Source organism: Sphingobacterium sp. UME9 (assembly GCF_014170215.1).
GTDB lineage: Bacteria > Bacteroidota > Bacteroidia > Sphingobacteriales > Sphingobacteriaceae > Sphingobacterium > Sphingobacterium paramultivorum.
Genome location: NZ_LZZP01000012.1, coordinates 151,196 through 170,482, shown reverse-complemented (window position 1 = coordinate 170,482; position 19,287 = coordinate 151,196). Strand labels below are relative to the sequence as shown.

The window sequence follows — 19,287 nt, the reverse complement described above, 5'->3', positions numbered from 1 at the left end:
CCTTGAATTAAAAAAAGGAAGCGCAAAACAATCTGTTTTGCGCTTCCTTTTTTATTCAAGGCTTCTGCTATTATTTAGCTTTTACTTTTGTTTGGGTACTATCTTGAGCAGGTATTATCGCTGATTTATTAGTTGTTGAGTCGGACTTTGCAGCTACTTTGTCAGTTGCGGTCTTTACATTTGTTTTCGTAGCGTTAGCTTTATCCGTTGTTTCAGATGGCTTAGCTGTTTTGGTTACAGCGCTTGTTTTATTGTTTGTAGCGTCCACCTCTTTTTCTTTCTCGATCGTTTCGTTCGAATCAGCTTTCTTGGCGGCACCTTTTTGAGGGGTAGTTGTTTTATCGCCTTTCTTAATAGACTTCATTGTTCCAGATTCTTCACCTTCTGGTGCCGCCGGAACTGTAAATGACGCTTTTGAAAGATCCCTCTTTCGATTTAATAAATCATCTTTTGATTTAGGACGATCTTCGGGGCGCCAGGTGAAATTCGGAAGAAACTCCTTGTCGGCCGTGACTTCAGCAATAGGATAGACTTTGCCATCCACTTTCCGAATAGATACATATTCCTTCAACTTATTATCTTCCATTAAGATCTTGAAGCGGCTGCTTCGATCATGGATAAGTTCAGTGGTTACATTGGTCTTTTCATCAATATTGTAGAAGATATTTTCAGCGTTGCCATCAACAAACAGACGTTCCATACGGTTATTGGTGAAAAAGCTGGTAATCTTCCGACCTTTAATCTGATTGAATTTCAATGAGTCGCTTGTTGCGTTTACCATGAAAGCGTTACCGACAAGTAGCGAATTGTCCAATTTTTGATTCTTTACCTGTAAGAATATGGTATCTCCGGATATTTGTGAGTTCTCGGCCCACATCATTGGTTTTCCCATCAGTCTGAACATGGAATCTTGCATACCATAATACATAGAATCTGCTACAGCTTGCAAGTCCGATTTAAATAATCGAGCATTATAGTATGCCTTTATTATCCGTGTTTTGGCCGTATCCTGGGCGAGAGAATCCCGTTTACCCTGTTGGGCATTTTTTAAAGCTGCTCCCATCAGTTTATCGGATTCACCGCCTTTCGGGATGATCGCTTTTTTACGCAATACACTATCGGCCTTGAGGTTTTTTTCAATCTCTATCTTGTTTTGATCACCGATAATAGCTGGTGTTTTCTTTGCTGCAATCGGTTTCTTATTTGTAAGTGTATCTTGTACATTTTTAATGTTCTTTTCAAGAACCGGTTTGCCGCTGTCTTTTTTAGGCAAACTGTCTATCCCCTTGTGAAGGTTATCTTTTATGTTTTCTAATGTACCAGTGGAATCAACTGTTGTTGAGCTGGAATCCTGGTCACCATAGTCGACCTCATTGTCATCCTCAATAGCCCCACCTTCACGATTCAATTTAAAATCTTTTGCAATATAATCTCTACGAAATATCATCTGTGAGAAGAGAGTGTCGGCTGTCATAAAAACAGAATCTACTTGTGAATCAGCCTTAAGTGGTTTATTATTGCCGCTTTTGATATTTTTACCTGGATGTTCCTTTCCTTCTAGAACAACTTCCGATGTGGTTTTATTTGATTTGAGGTCATCTTTGTGTTGTTCTTTTTCAATCTTCTTCAATTCTTTAGCTTCATTTTTTAGCTCTTTCTCCGATTTTTGTTGGACAGGGGACAAAGAAGATACAGAATCTTTCTGTGTTGAATCTTTTTTGACGACCGAAATGATCAGGGGTTTGTCCGTCATTGTAATGGATTCGTTCCCTCCGTTGTACAAACCAAATCCACCATAGGCGTAAAATTTGTCCAAGGTATCAACAAAGACCACATTTTTTACGGCTTTACCGATTCCCACTTGTCTATCGTAGAATAGGCTGTCTCCCTTAAGAAACTTTGTTCCTTCTGTGTAGAGGTTGTTTTTAGAGAAATAAGCCTGGCCCGTTGCCATATGGTATCGGCCTTTTTCAGTATACAGGTTTTCCCCTTTATTTCCCTTGATATTGGTAGGCCCATAGAAATCAGTAATGCGTGTATTACCATTATATTTCATGGAGTCCGTGTAGACTTTTACATTGGTTGATCGGACGACAACTTTTTGATTGAAATAAGATTCCCCTGTATTTTCGAAATAAGTAGCTCGCTGGCTTGTAATTGTATCGCTTCCTGATAGAATACGCCCACCGCTGTAATAATTGCCAATTTTACTTCGCATATTATAGACAAGGTGATCGGTTGTCAGTATAGATCCACTGGTGCTGACCATTCGTACAGCGCCCGTAAGTGTAGCGAGCTGCATGGCCGCTTCATAGTGTAATTTATTGGAAAATATCTGCGTACCGTCGGGTTGAGTAATGATCACATTTCCAAAGGCTTCAAAAAATTGCCGGCCAATGTTGTCTTTATGTAAATAGCCACTATCTGATGATAGCGTTGAGCCCACATGTTCATAGACCGGACGGTAAAAGAGGATATTGCCATCTTTTCCAGTAATAATATGGGATGATGAAAGAAGCTTTAGCTCATCCTGTTTCTGTGCTTGGACCGACAAGCCAGTTAAAATAAATACAATAAGTGTATAAATGTATTGTTTCACAAGGGCAAAAATATGGATTTTAATTGCTACTTCACTGGATTTCACAAATTTTAAGACTTGAATTTATCATTCGGACAAAATATACCGTAACTTTGTTATATGAATGTGCTGGAAAGACTAATGGGCTATATTGAAAAGGAGCATTTGTTGATGCCTCATGATAAAATATTGCTTACGGTGAGTGGGGGAAAGGACTCGATGTTAATGGCACATTTATTTGCGAAAGCAGGGTATACGATTGCTATTGCACATTGTAATTTTCAATTAAGGGGGGCAGAATCTGACGAGGATGAAGCGTTAGTTCGAAAATTTGCAACGGAAAATAATGTTCCAATATACGTGAAGCACTTTGATACGAAAGCTTACGCAAAGGACCATCAGATTTCGATTCAAATGGCTGCACGAGAACTTCGTTATGCTTGGTTTGAGAAATTGCGACATGAGCTGCAGTTCGATCGAATTGCAGTAGCTCAGCATCTGAACGATCATATCGAAACGGTACTCCTGAACCTTTCACGTGGAACCGGTCTCCAAGGACTCCAGGGTATTTTTCCTATCAGAGAACGCATCATTCGGCCACTACTTTTTCTGAAGGCAAGCGAAATTGAACATTATGTTAATATGTATGGGATTGCTTATCGAGATGATCAATCCAACTTTTCAACAAAATATGCACGTAATAAGATAAGGATTGATATCATCCCACATTTTAAAAAACTTCAGCCAGATTTTGAAATGATCTTCGAGCAGAATATCAATCATTTTAAGGAATCTTACCAGCTGTTGCAGCAATTTGTGGAGCCCATTCGGAGAAAACTGTTTTATCCTATAGATGAGGGTTGGGGAGTTCGGAAAGAAGATCTGGAACCCTATATGGATAATCTGCCTTTGCTCTATGAGTTGTTTTCGGCTTTTAATTTCTCAAAGCCGGTATTAAGTGATCTTCAACAAGCTTGGTCAAGAGAGTCTGGGCGTATTTTTCAATCTGATGCCTACCATATGCTCTTGGATAGAAATGAACTTTTTATTCGTGAAAAGGAATTTATTTCTCCCGATGAGGCTTTAATCACCTCCGAAACCTCGACTGTGGAGTGGAAACACTATTGTTTTCATGCCGATGTTTCTGCAGATCTAGCTATTGTCAAAGCGAGTGAGGTTGCAAAGCTGGATTATGATGTTTTAGTTTTCCCGCTCACGATTCGATCCTGGAAAGTTGGTGATAGCTTTTATCCTTTAGGTATGGAAGGGCGCAAGAAGTTGAGTGATTTTTTTATCAATAAGAAGATCAGCTTATTTGAAAAGGAAAATATTCCGATCGTGGTAAATGGAAATGGAGATATCCTATGGGTAGCCAATTATCGCATGGACAATCGTTATAAAATTACCACCAATACAAAAAAAGTCCTTACTTTAGTTTGCAGAACTGATTAGCAAGAAAAATTGTTGCTGCTAAAAATGAAGGAAGGATCCTGGGTGATGCAAAATCTGTAAAAGCAAAAATGATACTATTGATGAGTTCAAATAGTAAGAAACAATGGTGCGAAGTCTCCAAATTAATAGCTAAATCTTAAGTAAATGAAAGAAGGTGTACTCTATTCGGAAAATCAATATTTAGGTCGTGACCGTGTTTGGATAAGCGTGCGTTTAGTGCTCGTACTTTTTTGCTTTACGGCATTTTATTTGAATTTAGACCATTTGATATCGAGCCAATTGTTCTTTATTGTAGGAGTAGGTATTATCATCACGTCTATTGTCATGATGTATATGGTATTATTCCGTACGGAAGTATTTCAAGACCATATACTTATTAGTGGACTATGGTCTACTCGGGTCGTCAAAATCGATCTCGCCTCTATTACAAAAATAGAAAAGGCGCCTTATAGCACATTCTTTTTCAATAATCCTGTTTATAATCTGCATACAAAAGGAAAGATTAAATTCTTCGCTGGAGGTAAAAATGCTGTTTTTTTAACAGATAAAGATGGTCTTACCTATGTGTTGGGAACACAGCGCCAGGAAGAGCTCTATCGAATTATTTTGGAAACAAAAGAGCGATTAGGAAAGTCTTAAAATTTGTTAATAAATTCTTATCTGACAATTTAAAGACAACAGTTTATCGAGTTATTGGTTAAATTTGAGAAAATAGCAACGAATTAACTATGGCATTTTTAAAATTTATACTTATTACATTCGCTGTTTACTTTGTAGTAAGATTCTTATTTAGATTATTTTTACCATTTGCAATGCGTAAAGCAGCTGAAAAGTTGATGAAAAAAGCGCAGCAGCAAGGTGGAGCATACGGTAGCCAAGGATCAGGCGGTACATTTTATTATGAATTTAATGGTCAAGGACAACAGGAAAGTAAAAGGTCTCAGCCCGAAGGGAAGGTACATGTCGATTACATTCCCCCGAAAGAAAGCCCTGAACGCAAAGGGACTGAAACCGCAGGTGAGTTTGTGGATTTTGAGGAAATAAAATAATTTTTAGCAATCCAAATAGCGTATCTTTGTGCTATGTGGCTGAAGCAACTTTCTGTTCTAAATTTCAAGAATTACTCGGAATCATCTTTAGAATTTCTCCCCGAGGTAAATGCGTTTACAGGGAATAATGGTGTTGGTAAAACCAATCTTTTGGATGCGATTCACTATTTATCACTCTGTAAAAGTTATTTCAATCCAATTGATTCGCAGCATATCAAATCAGGCAATGACTGGTTTATGGTACAGGGTGAATTTGATAAAGAATCAATTAGTGATTTCATTTCTTGTAGTCTTAAAAAAAATCAGAAAAAGCAATTTAAAAAAAATAAAAAGGATTATCCCCGACTGGCTGATCATATCGGCTTATTTCCTTTGGTCATGGTATCCCCAAATGATAGCATCATCGTCACAGATGGGAGTGAAGAGCGCAGAAAATTTGTGGATAATGTGATTTCCCAGACAGATAATAAATATTTAGATACCCTAATTATTTATAATAAGTTTTTAGCCCAACGTAACAGTCTCCTTAAACAAGCGCGTCAAACCAGTGTATTGGATCTTGGCCTAATCGAAATTCTCAATTTTCAACTAGAAGAAGTAGGAAATATTATTTTTCAGAAAAGAAGGTCTTTTATGGAGGAGTTTCAGCCGGAGTTTGACAGACACTATCAGTTTCTTACCGAAGACGCAGAGTCTGTTCAGCTACAATATGAATCGCCTTTAATGACAGATTCGTTTCTAAATATTTTAGAGAAGAATTTGGAACGTGACCGTATGCTGGAACGCACAACGCAAGGAATACATAAAGATGATCTGATCTTTACCATTCACGGTGGAATGCCCTTAAAGAAGTTTGGTTCTCAGGGCCAACAAAAATCTTTTCTAATTGCTCTGAAGCTTGCACAATATTCTTATCTCCAGCAGAAAAAAGGTTTTAAGCCCTTACTTCTTTTGGATGACATCTTTGATAAACTTGATGATCGCCGTACACATAAATTGATGCAGATGGTTTCAGAAGATGATTTTGGACAGATTTTCCTGACGGATACAGATTCCATGAGAATTCAGCGAATCTTTGACGAAATCAGCCGACCTGTTCGTATATTTGATATTGAAGGAGGACAAGTCAATGTATAAGAAGCAAACTAAAAAAAGCCTAGAATTCATTCGGTCAAGCGACGATATGACGATTAAGGAGGGGGTTGAGCGTCTTCTTGAAGCGTATAAACTACGAAGGAAATTTGATGAAACTTCGATCGCATCTGTTTGGCCTCAATTGATTGGTAAAGCTATTGCTAATCGCACGCAGCAGCTATATGTTCGTGATAAAAAACTGTTCGTACGTGTAGAGTCTGCTGTTATTAAGAATGAATTGGCGCTTATGCGAAGACAAATTCTAGGAAGGGTAAATGAATATGTAGGTCACGTCATTATTGAAGAAGTCGTGATTTTATAAATCCTCCTTTCATGTTAGATCAACTCTTTCGAGATTTTTTCCCTATTTCTGAGGCTAGTGCCTTAAAACTTTTCTCAAACTTCGAGCGTATTGAATTAAAACGAGGTGAATATCTGATCAAGGCGGGCGATTACTCTTCCAATCTGTTTGTGATAGAATCCGGATTAATCCGTCAATATGCTTGGTCAAAAAAAGGAGAGTTTACGCAATGGATAGGTACAAGGAATCATTTTGTGACAGATCTTGCTTCTTTCATTTTTGACAGGGCTTCCATATGGAATTTCCAATGCATTAGCGATTGTACGGTATACCGTTTGTCAAAGTCCGATTACCAGCGAATGGAATCGGAAATTGTGGAATGGAATAAATTTGAGAAGGCTTTTTTAGCAAAATGCTTTTGCACCATGGAACAGCGAATCTCGGATTTTATTTGCCTAACTGCTGAAGAAAGATATGTCCAATATTTTGAACAACATAAATTATTATTCCAACAAGTTCCCCTTCAATATATCGCCTCCGTATTGGGTATGAGTCCAGAAACCCTGAGTCGTATTCGAGCAAAAATAAGTTCTTGATAAAAGTCAAGAGCGAGCTGCCTGTCTTTTTCTAGTTTTGTCCTGTAGCTGTTAACGAACAGTTTGCTTAATGGAGCACGTAACCAAAAATTTATGTATTTATACATTTACACGGTTCATATTAAGCTTGGAGTAGTTTGTTTGCAGTTGTAATAATTGAAATTAAGACGAAACTAGAATAGCATCACATACGCTTTATCGTTATTTGAAGACAGGTGAAGGAGTTTGAGCTATTTTGTCGTTTCAACGATAAAAAGAAGACAAATGAAAAAGATTGAAACGAGTATTCTCATTGATGCAACAGCAGAAGAGGTTTGGCAGGTATTAAGTGAATTTAAGGCTTATTCCCAATGGAGCCCAACAATCAAACGGTTTGAAAAGCAACCGGTAGTAGGAAAACGCTGCAAAGTGCTTTTAGAACAACCAAACGGATTTAAGATCAAAATGAATCCAAAATTCCTTTCTATTGAACAGAATAACGAGCTGCGCTGGAAAGGAGATTTATTCTTTCCAGGTATTTTTGATGGTGAGCATTATTTTAGGTTAGAGCAAGTGGGCGCTACACAAGTTAGATTTGTCCAAGGTGAATTGTTTTCTGGATTGTTGGTTCCTTTTCTGGGAAAACTCCTTATAGAAACAAAGCGCGGATTTGACCTTTTCAACATGGCGATAAAAAGGCGGGTGGAGTATGGTTCTTAACTTTCCACAGGGATCTGTTAGTATAGTTTTTTTATAAACATGCTATTTAACGGATTTGTCGATGAATGCTATCTTATACACATTTTTATGTGCATAACCCCCTAGTTTTACACAATTTGTTATTTTTTTGAATCCTTTCGCTTTGTGTTATTAACAATATGGTGTTGATAAGTAGCTACTTATACACATTTTATGCTAATATACATATGTTAACAAGCCACTTATTAACATTTATTGTGTTAATAAGTGGCTTGTTTTGTTAATAAGTATGTTGGTGGGAAGTAATTTATGCACAAATTACCAACAATGCTGCTGGAGGGAATTTTGCAAATAGGTTAATATGGGGAATTTCTATTGAAAGTTGGTTTTATAGGAATTGCTCCAAATCACCTTTTCCTTCACGAATAACATCAAAAGTTCCTTCTGTAAGATCAACCACGGTAGATGCGACATTATCGCCATAACCGCCATCTATAACAGCATCAACTAGATCTTCGTATTTTTCGTGAATTAATTCGGGATCAGTAGAATATTCAATAATTTCATCTTCATCGTGAATGGAGGTTGTCACAATAGGGTTGCCTAATTGTTTAACAATTTCACGAACAATATTATTGTCTGGCACACGGATACCCACAGTTTTCTTTTTGGAACTTAGCAGCTTAGGGACTTTAGTTGTTGCGTTAAAAATAAAAGTAAAGGGTCCAGGCAGGGCTTTTTTTAATACACGGAATACAGAGGTATCGAAGGATTTTGTGTATTGCGAAATATCTGTTAAATCATAGCATATAAATGATAGATTGGCCTTTTCTGGTTTTAGACCTCTAATTTCACATACTCGTTCTATGGCTTTTTGTTGCGTTATATCACAGCCAATACCATATACAGTATCGGTAGGGTAAATAATTACACCACCACGGCGAAGAATATCAACCGCCTGTTCTATTGCCTTGGGGTTGGGATTGTCGTTATATATTTTAATGAGCATTTTCTATTTTTGTTAAGTACCTGAATTAGGTCTAATCTCAGGCCCTGTTGTAGGATGTCAATAGGGCAATGGTTATTATCTGCATTCAGATACGCTATATCTAAAAGAACAACAGCCAAAATATTTTGTTTTGGCTGTTGTTCTTTATCTTAAAATTCTGCGTTTTTCGGCGTACGTGGGAATGGAATGACGTCGCGGATATTGGTCATTCCCGTCGTGAATAAAACGAGGCGTTCGAAACCTACGCCAAATCCTGAATGTGGTACCGATCCAAATCGGCGCGTATCCAAGAACCACTCCATTTCTTCAGCAGGAATACCAACTTCAGCCATGCGATCGAGTAAGCGATCAAGATTTTCTTCACGCTGTGAACCACCGACCATCTCACCAATACCTGGGAAAAGAATATCCATGGCACGTACGGTGTTTCTTCCTTGCGCATCCGGCTCATTTTGCTTCATATAGAAGGACTTGATTTCGCGCGGATAGTCTGTTAAGATAACAGGTTTCTTGAAGTGTTTTTCAACCAAATAGCGTTCGTGTTCAGATTGTAAATCAGCGCCCCAATCATCAATTAAATATTTGAATTGTTTCTTTTGGTTTGGTTTGCTACGCTTTAATATTTCAACAGCATCTGTGTAGGTAACGCGTTCAAAATCGTTTGTTAATACGAAGTTTAATTTCTCAACAAGATTTAATTCTGAGCGTTCTGCAGCAGGCTTAGATTTCTCTTCTTCCAATAAACGATTGGTTAAGAACTCAATTTCTTCTGGACAGGTTTCCAAAGCGTATTTAATCACATATTTCAGCAAAGCTTCGGCCAAGTCCATATTGTCTTCTAATTCATAGAAAGCCATTTCAGGTTCGATCATCCAAAATTCGGCTAAGTGACGTGTTGTATTTGAGTTTTCCGCTCTAAATGTTGGACCGAACGTATAGATGTTTCCAAATGCCATGGCACCAAGTTCCCCTTCCAATTGGCCCGATACAGTAAGGTTCGTCGGTTTTCCAAAGAAGTCTTCTTTGAAATCGATATCTCCATTTTCTTTGCGTGGAGGATTCTTTAAATCCAGGGTTGTAACCTGAAACATTTCTCCGGCACCTTCCGCATCCGAACCTGTGATGATTGGCGTATGCATATAGACAAAGTCGTTTTCCTGAAAAAACTTGTGTACAGCAAATGCCAAAGCATTACGCACTTTGAATACCGCATTGAATGTTCCGGTACGGAAACGCAAATGCGCAATTTCACGTAAAAATTCTAAGCTATGCTTTTTGGGTTGTAATGGATATTTTTCGGGGTCAGAGTCGCCAATAATACTTACTTCAGTAGCTTTAACCTCAACTTTTTGTCCTTTACCCAGTGATTCTATCAACTGACCTTTTACGCGAACTGCTGCTCCAGTGGTGATACGTTTTAAGATATCCTCAGGTGTATTTTCAAAATCGACAACTGCTTGAATATTATTGATTGACGAACCGTCATTGATTGCTATAAACTGATTGTTGCGGAAAGTTCTTACCCAACCTTTAACAACGACCTCTTTGCCAAATTCTGTGGCATTCAATAGTTCCTTTATTCTTGTGTGTTCCATCTTAATTTTTGGAGATTGACTTGTAAAAGATGCTTTGTCAAAAAAGCAATACAAAAATAAGCTATTCTGTTGGTTTATTGGTTATAAATGTTGATTTAATTCACTTCATGATGGTTCATTATAGCGCATAAAGGAGATATATTTTGAAATAAAGACAGGTGAAAACTCAAAGATTGGGAAATGGCACACAGCTCGTTTTGCGATGAATATAGGTTTGCTAAGAAGAGAACTTTTTGTCTGTGTGGCGAACGATAGGAGGAGTAGAAACAAAAAGCGCAGATTATTTCTAATCCGCGCTTTTTGTTATGATGATTAAAGGAATTAACCTTTTAATACTTTCGTTACCAATTCAGCAGCTTCTTTCAATAAGATTGCAGAATAAACTTGTAAACCGGACTCATCAATTAATTTTTTCGCTTCTTCAGCATTCGTACCTTGAAGGCGAACGATGATTGGAACAGGGATGTTACCGATTTCGCTGTAAGCATCAATTACACCTTGAGCAACACGGTCACAACGAACAATACCACCGAAGATATTAATTAAGATCGCTTTTACGTTAGGGTCCTTTAAAATGATATTGAAACCAGCTTTTACAGTTTCAGCATTTGCAGTACCACCTACGTCCAAGAAATTTGCAGGTTCACCACCAGCTATTTTGATAATATCCATTGTAGCCATTGCTAAACCAGCACCATTTACCATACAACCTACGTTACCATCTAATTTAACATAGTTTAGGTTTGATTCACCAGCTTCAACTTCCGTTGGATCTTCCTCAGTTACATCACGCATAGCAGCGTAATCTGGGTGACGGTACAATGCGTTCTCATCAAGATTTACTTTCGCATCAACTGCTAAGATCTTGTCGTCTGAAGTTTTTAATACCGGATTGATCTCAAACATAGAAGAGTCTGTAGAATCGTATGCTTTGTAAAGAGCGGCAACAAATTTTACCATTTCTTTGTGTGCAGCACCAGAAAGACCAAGATTGAAAGCAATTTTACGTGCTTGGAATCCTTGTAAGCCTACTTTTGGATCGATTTCTTCTTTGAAAATCAAGTGTGGTGTTTTTTCTGCAACTTCTTCGATGTCCATACCACCTTCTGTAGAGTACATAACGATGTTACGTCCTTTAGCACGGTCTAATAATACAGACATGTAGAATTCTTTTGTTTCGCTCTCGCCTGGATAATAAACGTCTTGAGCTACCAAAACTTTGTTTACTTTTTTACCTTCAGGTCCAGTTTGAGGCGTTACTAATTGCATACCAATGATGTCAGTTGCTCTTTGTTTGACTTCATCTAAGTTCTTAGCTAACTTGACACCACCACCTTTACCACGGCCACCAGCGTGAATTTGAGCTTTAACAACAACCCAATCAGAATTGTAGTCTTCTTTCATTTTTTTGGCCGCTTCCACAGCTTGCTCTGGAGTATCTGCTACGATACCTTCCTGTACGCGCACACCAAAGCTCTTTAGTATTTGCTTTCCTTGATATTCGTGAATGTTCATTTGCAAAAATATTTGGCGTAAAAATATAATTTTTTGGGGGATAAGACAAGGGATAAGTTGCTCTTTTATCTATTTTTTGACATTTAGACAAAATAAAATGGCTGGAATAGAGAAATAACAGCTTATTTATTCAAACACGTGGTATCGTAAATTTATTTATCTTTGTCCTATGATGTTACATGCCAAAGGAATTCACAAAGCTTATGGGTCATTACCGATTTTGAAAGGTGTTGATATCGCTGTTGAAAAAGGGGAAATCGTCAGTATTGTTGGTGCCTCAGGAGCTGGTAAAAGTACACTGTTGCACATCATTGGTACCTTGGATAAGCCAGATCAGGGAACGGTTTCCATCAATGGTGTTGATGTTCAAAAATTGAATGCTAAAAAGCTCAGTGCTTTCCGAAATGAACATATTGGTTTTGTTTTTCAATTTCACCATTTGCTGCCTGAATTTACTGCCTTGGAAAACGTATGTATTCCAGCTTTTATTCAGGGAAAGGGGAGGTCCGAGGCGGAAGCTAAAGCAAAAGAATTGCTTGAATTATTGGGGGTTTCTCATCGCATTGACCACAAGCCTGCTGAAATGTCTGGCGGCGAACAACAACGTGTTTCTGTGGCTCGTGCTTTGATCAACGATCCTTCCATTATTTTGGCAGATGAACCTTCGGGTAATCTTGACTCAGAGAATGCAGCGGCTTTACATCAATTGTTTTTTGATCTTAGACATAAATTTCAGCAGACCTTTATTATCGTTACCCATAATGAGGAGCTTGCCCGAATTTCGGACCGAACGATTCATATGCGCGATGGGTTAGTTGTGTAACAGTAATCCAGATTATAATTATATTTTTAATGAAGAAAATACTCATAACTTTCGGAACCAGACCTTTGGCGATGCGTATCGCTAAAAGACTTGGGGCTGATTTCGAAATATTATATGCAAGTTCAGAAGATATTCCCGAATTGCTTTTAGCATCAGGGAAATATGCCAAAATTCCAAAAGGTCTTCTTCCTACTTTTGCACATGAGATACTCAAATTAAGTTTAGACCAAGAGGTTGATTATGTGCTGCCTTTAGGTGGTTTTGAGCTGGAACCATTGTCCACAGCCAAAGTTTTATTTGAGGAATATCAGATTTCAGTTCTTGTCCCCGATAAAGATCTGCTTGAAACTATTCCTGTTATGGAAAATCCGCCTGCTGATTTGCCTTATAGACTCCTGTCAAAGGGCAACAGTTTATTGGATTCGGCGACTTTCGAAAGATCATTGGATGGCTTGTTTGTTGCTTCGGATTCAGGCGAGGATTTAGCGTTAATCTGTGTATCCAAATAGAATCTTATTTTTGTGGCCAGTGTCATTAAGGTTTTAACAATGTCGACACAGCTCTTAATTTTAAGCTTTTACATATCATGATGTTCCCAGAAGAAAAAAAGGTATATGTTTTTGAATTAGATGATGTTGTTTTTCCTAAAAGGGATTACTTACTTCAAGTATATTATCTTTTTGCTAATTTTATAGAATTTACAGAGACTGTTCCGGCTCAAGCAGATTTGGTTCAATTTATGAAAAATCACCTTGAGCATCAGGGTGAGAATTTATTGTTCGAACATGCGCAGCAAACTTTTGGATTTGATCAAAAATATAAGGAGAATTTTGAGCGGCTTCATGTCAATGCAATTTTGCCGCTACGGTTACATTTGTTTGATCATATTAATACGCTGTTTAGGCAGTTAAAAGCCGCAGATAAACATGTTTGTATTTTGACGAAAGGAAATCCGCTAGAACAACTCAATAAAGTTAAATTTGTGGATTGGGGTGAATATGGGGATGAGATAAAAGTTTACTTTCTGGATGAACTCGTTTTTAGGGGAATTGAACCACTGGAGTTCTTTGCCCATGAGTTTACCGTAGAAACGACCGCAATTCAATTTGTAGACTAAGTTTACAGTAAGTATCTTTGTTTAATCTACCAACAATAATTGTCATTAAAATCGTCGTCAATATTGTTGAAAAAAAATTATGATTAGGGATATAAAAGCCCTATTTTTATATAAAGCCCTTGGATTTATGAATAAAGTGAACAAGCCTGCCACGATTAAAGAAATTGCCAAGAAGCTGAAAATCAGTCCTTCGACGGTTTCTAGAGCATTGAATGATCATCCTAGTATTGGATTGGTAACAACAATGCGCGTAAAAAAAATGGCCGAAGAATTGAATTATGAACCCAATCAAACGGCTATATTCTTCAAGCAGCGTAAAACATTTACGATTGCTGTTATTTTACCGAGTCTGTCTGAACCGTTTTTTTCTTTCGCCATTAGTGAAATTGAAAATGTTGCATCAGAACACCGATATACTGTGCTGATGGGACAATCACTGGATGACCCCGAGCGTGAAGAGCAGATCTTAAAAACATTTAAAAACCATCGTGTCGATGGGATTTTGATGTCTATAGGTAAAAAGACGACCAATTTAGAATTCATTGAGAAATTGGAAGCGTCTGGTATCCCGATTGTCTTCTTTGACTGTGTGCCTAGTTTACCCAATATCAATAAAGTACAAAGCGATCTTTCTACGGGTATGAACGAAGCTGTGGATGCTTTCGTAGCGCGTGGACATAAAGTTATTGCACTTGTAAATGGGCCGAAAACCTTGCCGGCTAGTGAAGATCGAAAAGTAGCTTATTTATCTGCTATGAAAAGGAATGGGATGGATATTCTAGAAAAGAATATCATCGAAACAGACCTGAGTACGGAAGGAAATGAAAGGGCTATGGATAGTATATTTGCGATGTCTGAGCGACCTTCTGCAATTATATCTTTTAATGACTTTGTTACACTTGATTTGATGAAAGCGGCCAGACAAAAGGGGCTTGTCTTAAATCAAGATATTTTCTTTATTAGTTATGCCAACTATCCGTTATGGCAATATATGGAAAATCCGCCAATGGGACGCATAGAGCAATTTCCGGGAATGCAAGCGCGTAAAGCGGCTGAAATTTTATTTGAACGCATTGACAACACCGAAATTGTCGATCAACAGATCGTCTTTAAGTCGCGATTGGTTATGTAATCGCTATTATCCATTCGGTCATAAAAGTAAAAAGGGGAAAATCGTTAGATTTTCCCCTTTTTACTTTTATTTGTTTTAATACTACAAGTGAATGACTTCACCGTAAGCATCAGCACAAGCTTCCATAATCGCTTCACTCATTGTTGGGTGAGGATGGATCGTTTTAATCATTTCATGACCTGTTGTTTCCAGTTTGCGGGCAACAACAACTTCTGCAATCATTTCTGTAACATTGGCTCCGATAAGGTGTGCGCCTAGAAACTCACCATATTTAGCGTCAAAGATAACTTTAACAAAGCCATCTTTCGCACCAGCAGCTGAAGCTTTTCCGGAAGCTGAGAATGGGAATTTACCAACTTTAATTTCATAGCCGGCTTCTTTCGCCGCTTTTTCGGTATAACCTACAGAAGCAATTTCTGGGGAGCAATATGTACAGCCAGGGATATTATTGTAGTCAATAGGTTCAACATGTAGACCTTTGATTTTTTCAACACAAGTGATCCCTTCTGCTGAGGCAACGTGAGCCAAGGCTTGGCCTTTAACGATGTCACCGATAGCATATACACCTTCGATGTTTGTTTTGTAGAAATCATCTACAACAACGCGGCCGCGATCAGTTTTTACACCAACCTCTTCCAAGCCGATATTTTCGATATTTGGAGCGATACCAACAGCCGATAATACAATCTCTGCTTCGATAACTTCAATGCCTTTTTCTGTTTTGATAGAAACTTTGCTCAACTCACCTGTTGTGTCAACGGATTGAACTTCAGACTTCGTTAAGATGGTGATACCTTGTTTCTTTAAGCTTTTCTCTAATTGTTTTGAAATTTCTTCATCTTCAACAGGAACGATTCTATCCATAAATTCTACGATAGTTACTTTTGTTCCGATTGCATTATAGAAATAAGCGAATTCAACACCGATAGCACCTGAGCCAACAACAACTAAAGATTTTGGTTGTTTAGGAAGTGTCATTGCTTGACGGTAGCCGATGATTTTTTTACCATCTTGAGGTAAATTAGGCAATTCACGTGAACGTGCACCAGTCGCTAGGATGGTATGTTTTGCCGAATATTCTTTAGTAGAACCGTCTGCTGCTTTCACATCGATTTTACCATCTTTTTTAATTTTTGCAGTTCCATTGATGACGTCGATTTTATTCTTTTTCATCAAGAACTGAATACCTTTACTCATTCCTTCAGCAACCCCGCGACTTCTTTTGACAATAGCGTCAAAATCAGCCTCACCACCTTGAACATTGATGCCGTAATCAGCGGCATGGTTTAAATATTCAAATACCTGAGCACTTTTCAATAATGCTTTTGTAGGGATACAGCCCCAGTTTAGACAGATTCCGCCTAATGATTCGCGTTCAATAATCGCTGTTTTGAACCCTAACTGAGCGGCTCTAATGGCAGCAACATACCCGCCTGGACCACTACCGATTACAATGATGTCGTAATTCATATAAATAAATATTCTGTAGTTGAGTGTTATAGCTTCAAATGACAAAATATGTGAAGCATATATTCATTCAAAAGTACGCATTTTTTCTGATGAATATGAACTATTTATTGTAAAATTGGCGGTTTCTGATAAAACACTGTCGCTGTTTCTAGGTCAATGTCACATCTTGGTAAAAGGGGGAAAAATAATAGATAAACCGTATTTAGAGTCTTATTTTTGAAATTCACAATACACAGTTTATCATTATGTTAAGAATATTCAGACAGATCGCCCTGTGGGAAGCAATCTCCACCATTTGCTTGTTTTTTATTGCTATGCCGTTGAAGTATTTTGCGGGAATCCCCGAAGCTGTCAAAATAGCCGGTTCCATTCATGGCTTCTTTGTCGTTATCTTCGTCGTCATGCTGATCATGTCAACTGTAGAATACAAGTGGTCTATATTAAAGGCCGTGAAATATTTCTTGGCTTCTTTGATCCCTATTTTTGGCTTTTGGGTGGAATTGGATCTTAAAAAAGAGATCGAGGGAAAAAGACAGAAATCATAGTTTGTTTAGAAAATACAAATGCATGAATTTTTTACAAAGGGGTAGGTAGGGCTGAGAAAAGGAAAAAATAGCGGTCTTGATTTTCTATAAAAATACAGATGCATAAATTTCCTGAAGGAATTAGGTAGAGGATAGATTAAAAGAATACCAGTATATAAGACGAATAAGTGTTTCCGTCGCTAATGAGTTGATATACTAAATTTATAAAGACAGGGGAGATGTTTAATCATCTCTACCTGTCTTCTCAATCCCCATATAAGCATAGGTAATGCTATCTTTTCCGTGAGGAGCGGAGTTACCATCCTCATCCAGGTTTACAAAGACCAATTTATCGATCGATAGAATTGTTTTCCTGGATATTTTATTGCGGACCTCGCAGCGCATCGTTAGCGATGTTGTTCCAAAATTAATCGCTTCAATACCCAGTTCGAGAATATCGCCTTGTTTAGCTGAGCTTACAAAGTTTATTTCTGAAATAAATTTCGTAACCACTTTGGGATTTCCTAATTGAACGATAGCATAAATGACCGCTTCTTCATCAATCCATCGCAGTAGTGTTCCTCCAAATAATGTTCCATTGGGATTTAGGTCTTCGGGTTTGACCCATTTTCTTGTATAAAAATTCATCGTATATAGGTATTTATGACAAGGGGGAAAAGTTTCCTTTTCCCCCTTGAATATTCGATATTTATCGCCTAAGCGTGTATTGCTCTGTTTGCTGTAGCTGCTAGCGCCGCCTCTTTGATTGCTTCAGTATAGGTTGGGTGTGCATGGCAAATACGTGCGATATCCTCTGCAGATGCACGGTATTCCATAGCTACGGTTGCCTCACCAATCATATCTGCTGCACGAGGACCAATCATATGTACACCTAATACTTCGTCAGTTGTCGCGTCTGCCAGTACTTTTACAAAACCATCGGTGTCACCAGATGCTTTTGCACGACCAGAAGCTTTGAAAGAGAATGATCCAGCTTTGTATTTTACACCTGCCTCTTTAAGTTGCTCTTCAGTCTTTCCAACAGAAGCAACTTCAGGCCAAGTATAGACAACACCTGGAATCAAATTATAATCAATATGTGGTTTTTGACCTGCAATATATTCTGCAACATATACACCTTCGTCCTCAGCTTTGTGTGCCAACATTGCTCCAGTGATCACATCACCAATTGCAAATACACCTTGTACAGCTGTTTCCAGATGGGCATTAACAGGGATTTTCTTGCCTCTTTCTTCTACTGTGATGCCGATATTTTCTAATCCTAAACCTTCAGAATATGCGGTACGACCAACGGCTACGATACAATAATCGCCTTCTAAAGTGACTTCTTGTCCTTTTGGATCTTCAGCAGTTACTTTTACAACTTTACCTTTCGCGGAAGCTCCAGTCACTTTATGACCTAAATAGAACTCCATACCCAATGATTTTTTCAAAACACGTTGTAGTTCTTTTCCTAAGCCACCATCCATTGTACCGATGATAGATTTTGCAAATTCAACAACAGAAACTTTTGAACCCAAACGAGCATAAACTGAACCTAGTTCCAAACCTATAACACCACCACCAATGACAATAAGGTGTTTTGGAATCTCTTTTAGGTTAAGTGCTTCGGTTGAAGTAATGATTCTTTTTTTATCTACAGGTAGGAAAGGCAATGAAGTCGGTTTCGATCCCGTTGCGATAATTACATTTTTACCAGTGATCTGCTCTGTAGAACCATCTGCTTTCGTTATTTTGATGGTGTTTTTGTCCACAAATGAACCCACACCCTGAAAACTGTCAATTTTATTCTTCTTGAATAAGAAGGTGATACCAGCAGTATTTTGGCCAATGACATCGTCTTTACGAGCAATCATTTTTGCCATGTCTACTTTCAGGTCTTTCAAGCTGATGCCGAATGCATCAAAATTGTGCGCAGCATTGTGGTAATGCTCCGAAGAATCTAAAAGCGCTTTTGAAGGAATACATCCAACGTTAAGACAAGTACCACCAAATGTGCTATATTTTTCAATAACAGCTGTTTTTAATCCTAATTGGGCACAACGGATAGCTCCTACATATCCGCCTGGACCACTTCCGATTACAATTACGTCGTATTGCATTGATTACGTTTTATTTTTTTGTACCACAAATTTAATGATTATTAATGGGATAGGAAATCAAAACTTAAGATTTGTGACCAAAGATCCTTACTTTACATTTTTTTGATAAAAGAATGTAAATTATGCACCTTGTGGAACAATGAATCGGTGCTAGTGGGGTATAAATCGAAAAAAGGATATTCATATTTTGA

At 38.0% G+C, this 19,287-nt stretch carries 19 protein-coding genes; 12 read left to right on the top strand and 7 right to left on the bottom strand.

The features are described from left to right. Positions 1 to 70: 70 nt before the first annotated feature. Positions 71 to 2,599 (bottom strand): OstA-like protein, encoded by a 2,529-nt coding sequence (locus tag A9970_RS18220; protein ID WP_310889293.1) that lies wholly within the window; start codon positions 2,597 to 2,599, stop codon positions 71 to 73. 99 nt (positions 2,600 to 2,698) lie between these two features. Between A9970_RS18220 and tilS the strand changes: the two genes are divergently transcribed. From tilS to A9970_RS18185, 7 genes are all read left to right on the top strand, one after another. Continuing rightward, positions 2,699 to 4,030: a tRNA lysidine(34) synthetase TilS gene (tilS, locus tag A9970_RS18215; protein WP_182983289.1), complete on the top strand. Its 1,332-nt coding sequence runs from the start codon at positions 2,699 to 2,701 to the stop codon at positions 4,028 to 4,030. A 144-nt stretch (positions 4,031 to 4,174) separates the two neighbouring features. Beyond that, complete coding sequence (locus A9970_RS18210; RefSeq protein ID WP_182983288.1) at positions 4,175 to 4,669, top strand: hypothetical protein; 495 nt, start codon at positions 4,175 to 4,177, stop codon at positions 4,667 to 4,669. A gap of 89 nt (positions 4,670 to 4,758) precedes the next feature. After that, entirely contained in the window at positions 4,759 to 5,079 is a 321-nt protein-coding gene (locus A9970_RS18205) for a DUF4834 family protein (protein WP_088160261.1), read from the top strand. Between the two features lie 33 nt (positions 5,080 to 5,112). Then, on the top strand, positions 5,113 to 6,216 hold the full coding sequence (recF, locus tag A9970_RS18200; RefSeq protein WP_153846026.1) for a DNA replication/repair protein RecF: 1,104 nt from the start codon (positions 5,113 to 5,115) through the stop codon (positions 6,214 to 6,216). Positions 6,217 to 6,262: 46 nt separating this feature from the next. Further along, on the top strand, positions 6,263 to 6,535 hold the full coding sequence (locus A9970_RS18195) for a DUF721 domain-containing protein (protein WP_227550177.1): 273 nt from the start codon (positions 6,263 to 6,265) through the stop codon (positions 6,533 to 6,535). An 11-nt stretch (positions 6,536 to 6,546) separates the two neighbouring features. Then, positions 6,547 to 7,110 carry a Crp/Fnr family transcriptional regulator gene (locus A9970_RS18190; protein WP_182983287.1) on the top strand — a complete coding sequence of 188 codons (564 nt, stop codon included), beginning with the start codon at positions 6,547 to 6,549 and terminating at the stop codon, positions 7,108 to 7,110. A gap of 264 nt (positions 7,111 to 7,374) precedes the next feature. Continuing rightward, positions 7,375 to 7,809: an SRPBCC domain-containing protein gene (locus A9970_RS18185; protein ID WP_153846024.1), complete on the top strand. Its 435-nt coding sequence runs from the start codon at positions 7,375 to 7,377 to the stop codon at positions 7,807 to 7,809. Between the two features lie 367 nt (positions 7,810 to 8,176). Here the strand turns inward: A9970_RS18185 and A9970_RS18180 are convergent, their stop codons facing one another. The 3 genes from A9970_RS18180 to sucC form a co-directional block, all read right to left on the bottom strand. Further along, positions 8,177 to 8,797 (bottom strand): L-threonylcarbamoyladenylate synthase, encoded by a 621-nt coding sequence (locus tag A9970_RS18180; protein ID WP_120333498.1) that lies wholly within the window; start codon positions 8,795 to 8,797, stop codon positions 8,177 to 8,179. A gap of 149 nt (positions 8,798 to 8,946) precedes the next feature. Then, on the bottom strand, positions 8,947 to 10,392 hold the full coding sequence (gene asnS, locus A9970_RS18175; RefSeq protein WP_088160265.1) for an asparagine--tRNA ligase: 1,446 nt from the start codon (positions 10,390 to 10,392) through the stop codon (positions 8,947 to 8,949). Between the two features lie 321 nt (positions 10,393 to 10,713). Continuing rightward, positions 10,714 to 11,907, bottom strand: a complete 1,194-nt coding sequence (sucC, locus tag A9970_RS18170; protein ID WP_153846023.1) for an ADP-forming succinate--CoA ligase subunit beta — start codon at positions 11,905 to 11,907, stop codon at positions 10,714 to 10,716. 172 nt (positions 11,908 to 12,079) lie between these two features. Between sucC and A9970_RS18165 the strand changes: the two genes are divergently transcribed. The 4 genes from A9970_RS18165 (at position 12,080) to A9970_RS18150 (ending at position 14,979) form a co-directional block, all read left to right on the top strand. Continuing rightward, the gene (locus A9970_RS18165; RefSeq protein WP_182333244.1) at positions 12,080 to 12,730 is read left to right on the top strand and encodes an ABC transporter ATP-binding protein; all 651 of its coding nucleotides are present in this window, start codon (positions 12,080 to 12,082) and stop codon (positions 12,728 to 12,730) included. Between the two features lie 29 nt (positions 12,731 to 12,759). Next, on the top strand, positions 12,760 to 13,239 hold the full coding sequence (locus tag A9970_RS18160; RefSeq protein ID WP_153846021.1) for a hypothetical protein: 480 nt from the start codon (positions 12,760 to 12,762) through the stop codon (positions 13,237 to 13,239). A gap of 77 nt (positions 13,240 to 13,316) precedes the next feature. Then, positions 13,317 to 13,847 (top strand): HAD family hydrolase, encoded by a 531-nt coding sequence (locus A9970_RS18155; RefSeq protein WP_182983286.1) that lies wholly within the window; start codon positions 13,317 to 13,319, stop codon positions 13,845 to 13,847. Between the two features lie 127 nt (positions 13,848 to 13,974). Continuing rightward, positions 13,975 to 14,979, top strand: a complete 1,005-nt coding sequence (locus A9970_RS18150; RefSeq protein WP_182983285.1) for a LacI family DNA-binding transcriptional regulator — start codon at positions 13,975 to 13,977, stop codon at positions 14,977 to 14,979. Positions 14,980 to 15,060: 81 nt separating this feature from the next. Here the strand turns inward: A9970_RS18150 and lpdA (A9970_RS18145) are convergent, their stop codons facing one another. After that, positions 15,061 to 16,449 (bottom strand): dihydrolipoyl dehydrogenase, encoded by a 1,389-nt coding sequence (gene lpdA / locus A9970_RS18145; protein WP_153846019.1) that lies wholly within the window; start codon positions 16,447 to 16,449, stop codon positions 15,061 to 15,063. 245 nt (positions 16,450 to 16,694) lie between these two features. Between lpdA (A9970_RS18145) and A9970_RS18140 the strand changes: the two genes are divergently transcribed. Further along, on the top strand, positions 16,695 to 16,994 hold the full coding sequence (locus A9970_RS18140) for a DUF3817 domain-containing protein (protein WP_120333494.1): 300 nt from the start codon (positions 16,695 to 16,697) through the stop codon (positions 16,992 to 16,994). A 222-nt stretch (positions 16,995 to 17,216) separates the two neighbouring features. On the opposite strand, the gene A9970_RS18135 is transcribed toward A9970_RS18140, so the two are convergent. Both A9970_RS18135 and lpdA (A9970_RS18130) read right to left on the bottom strand, forming a co-directional pair. Further along, the gene (locus A9970_RS18135) at positions 17,217 to 17,621 is read right to left on the bottom strand and encodes an acyl-CoA thioesterase (protein ID WP_153846018.1); all 405 of its coding nucleotides are present in this window, start codon (positions 17,619 to 17,621) and stop codon (positions 17,217 to 17,219) included. 68 nt (positions 17,622 to 17,689) lie between these two features. Then, complete coding sequence (gene lpdA, locus A9970_RS18130; RefSeq protein WP_159730507.1) at positions 17,690 to 19,096, bottom strand: dihydrolipoyl dehydrogenase; 1,407 nt, start codon at positions 19,094 to 19,096, stop codon at positions 17,690 to 17,692. Positions 19,097 to 19,287 lie beyond the last annotated feature (191 nt).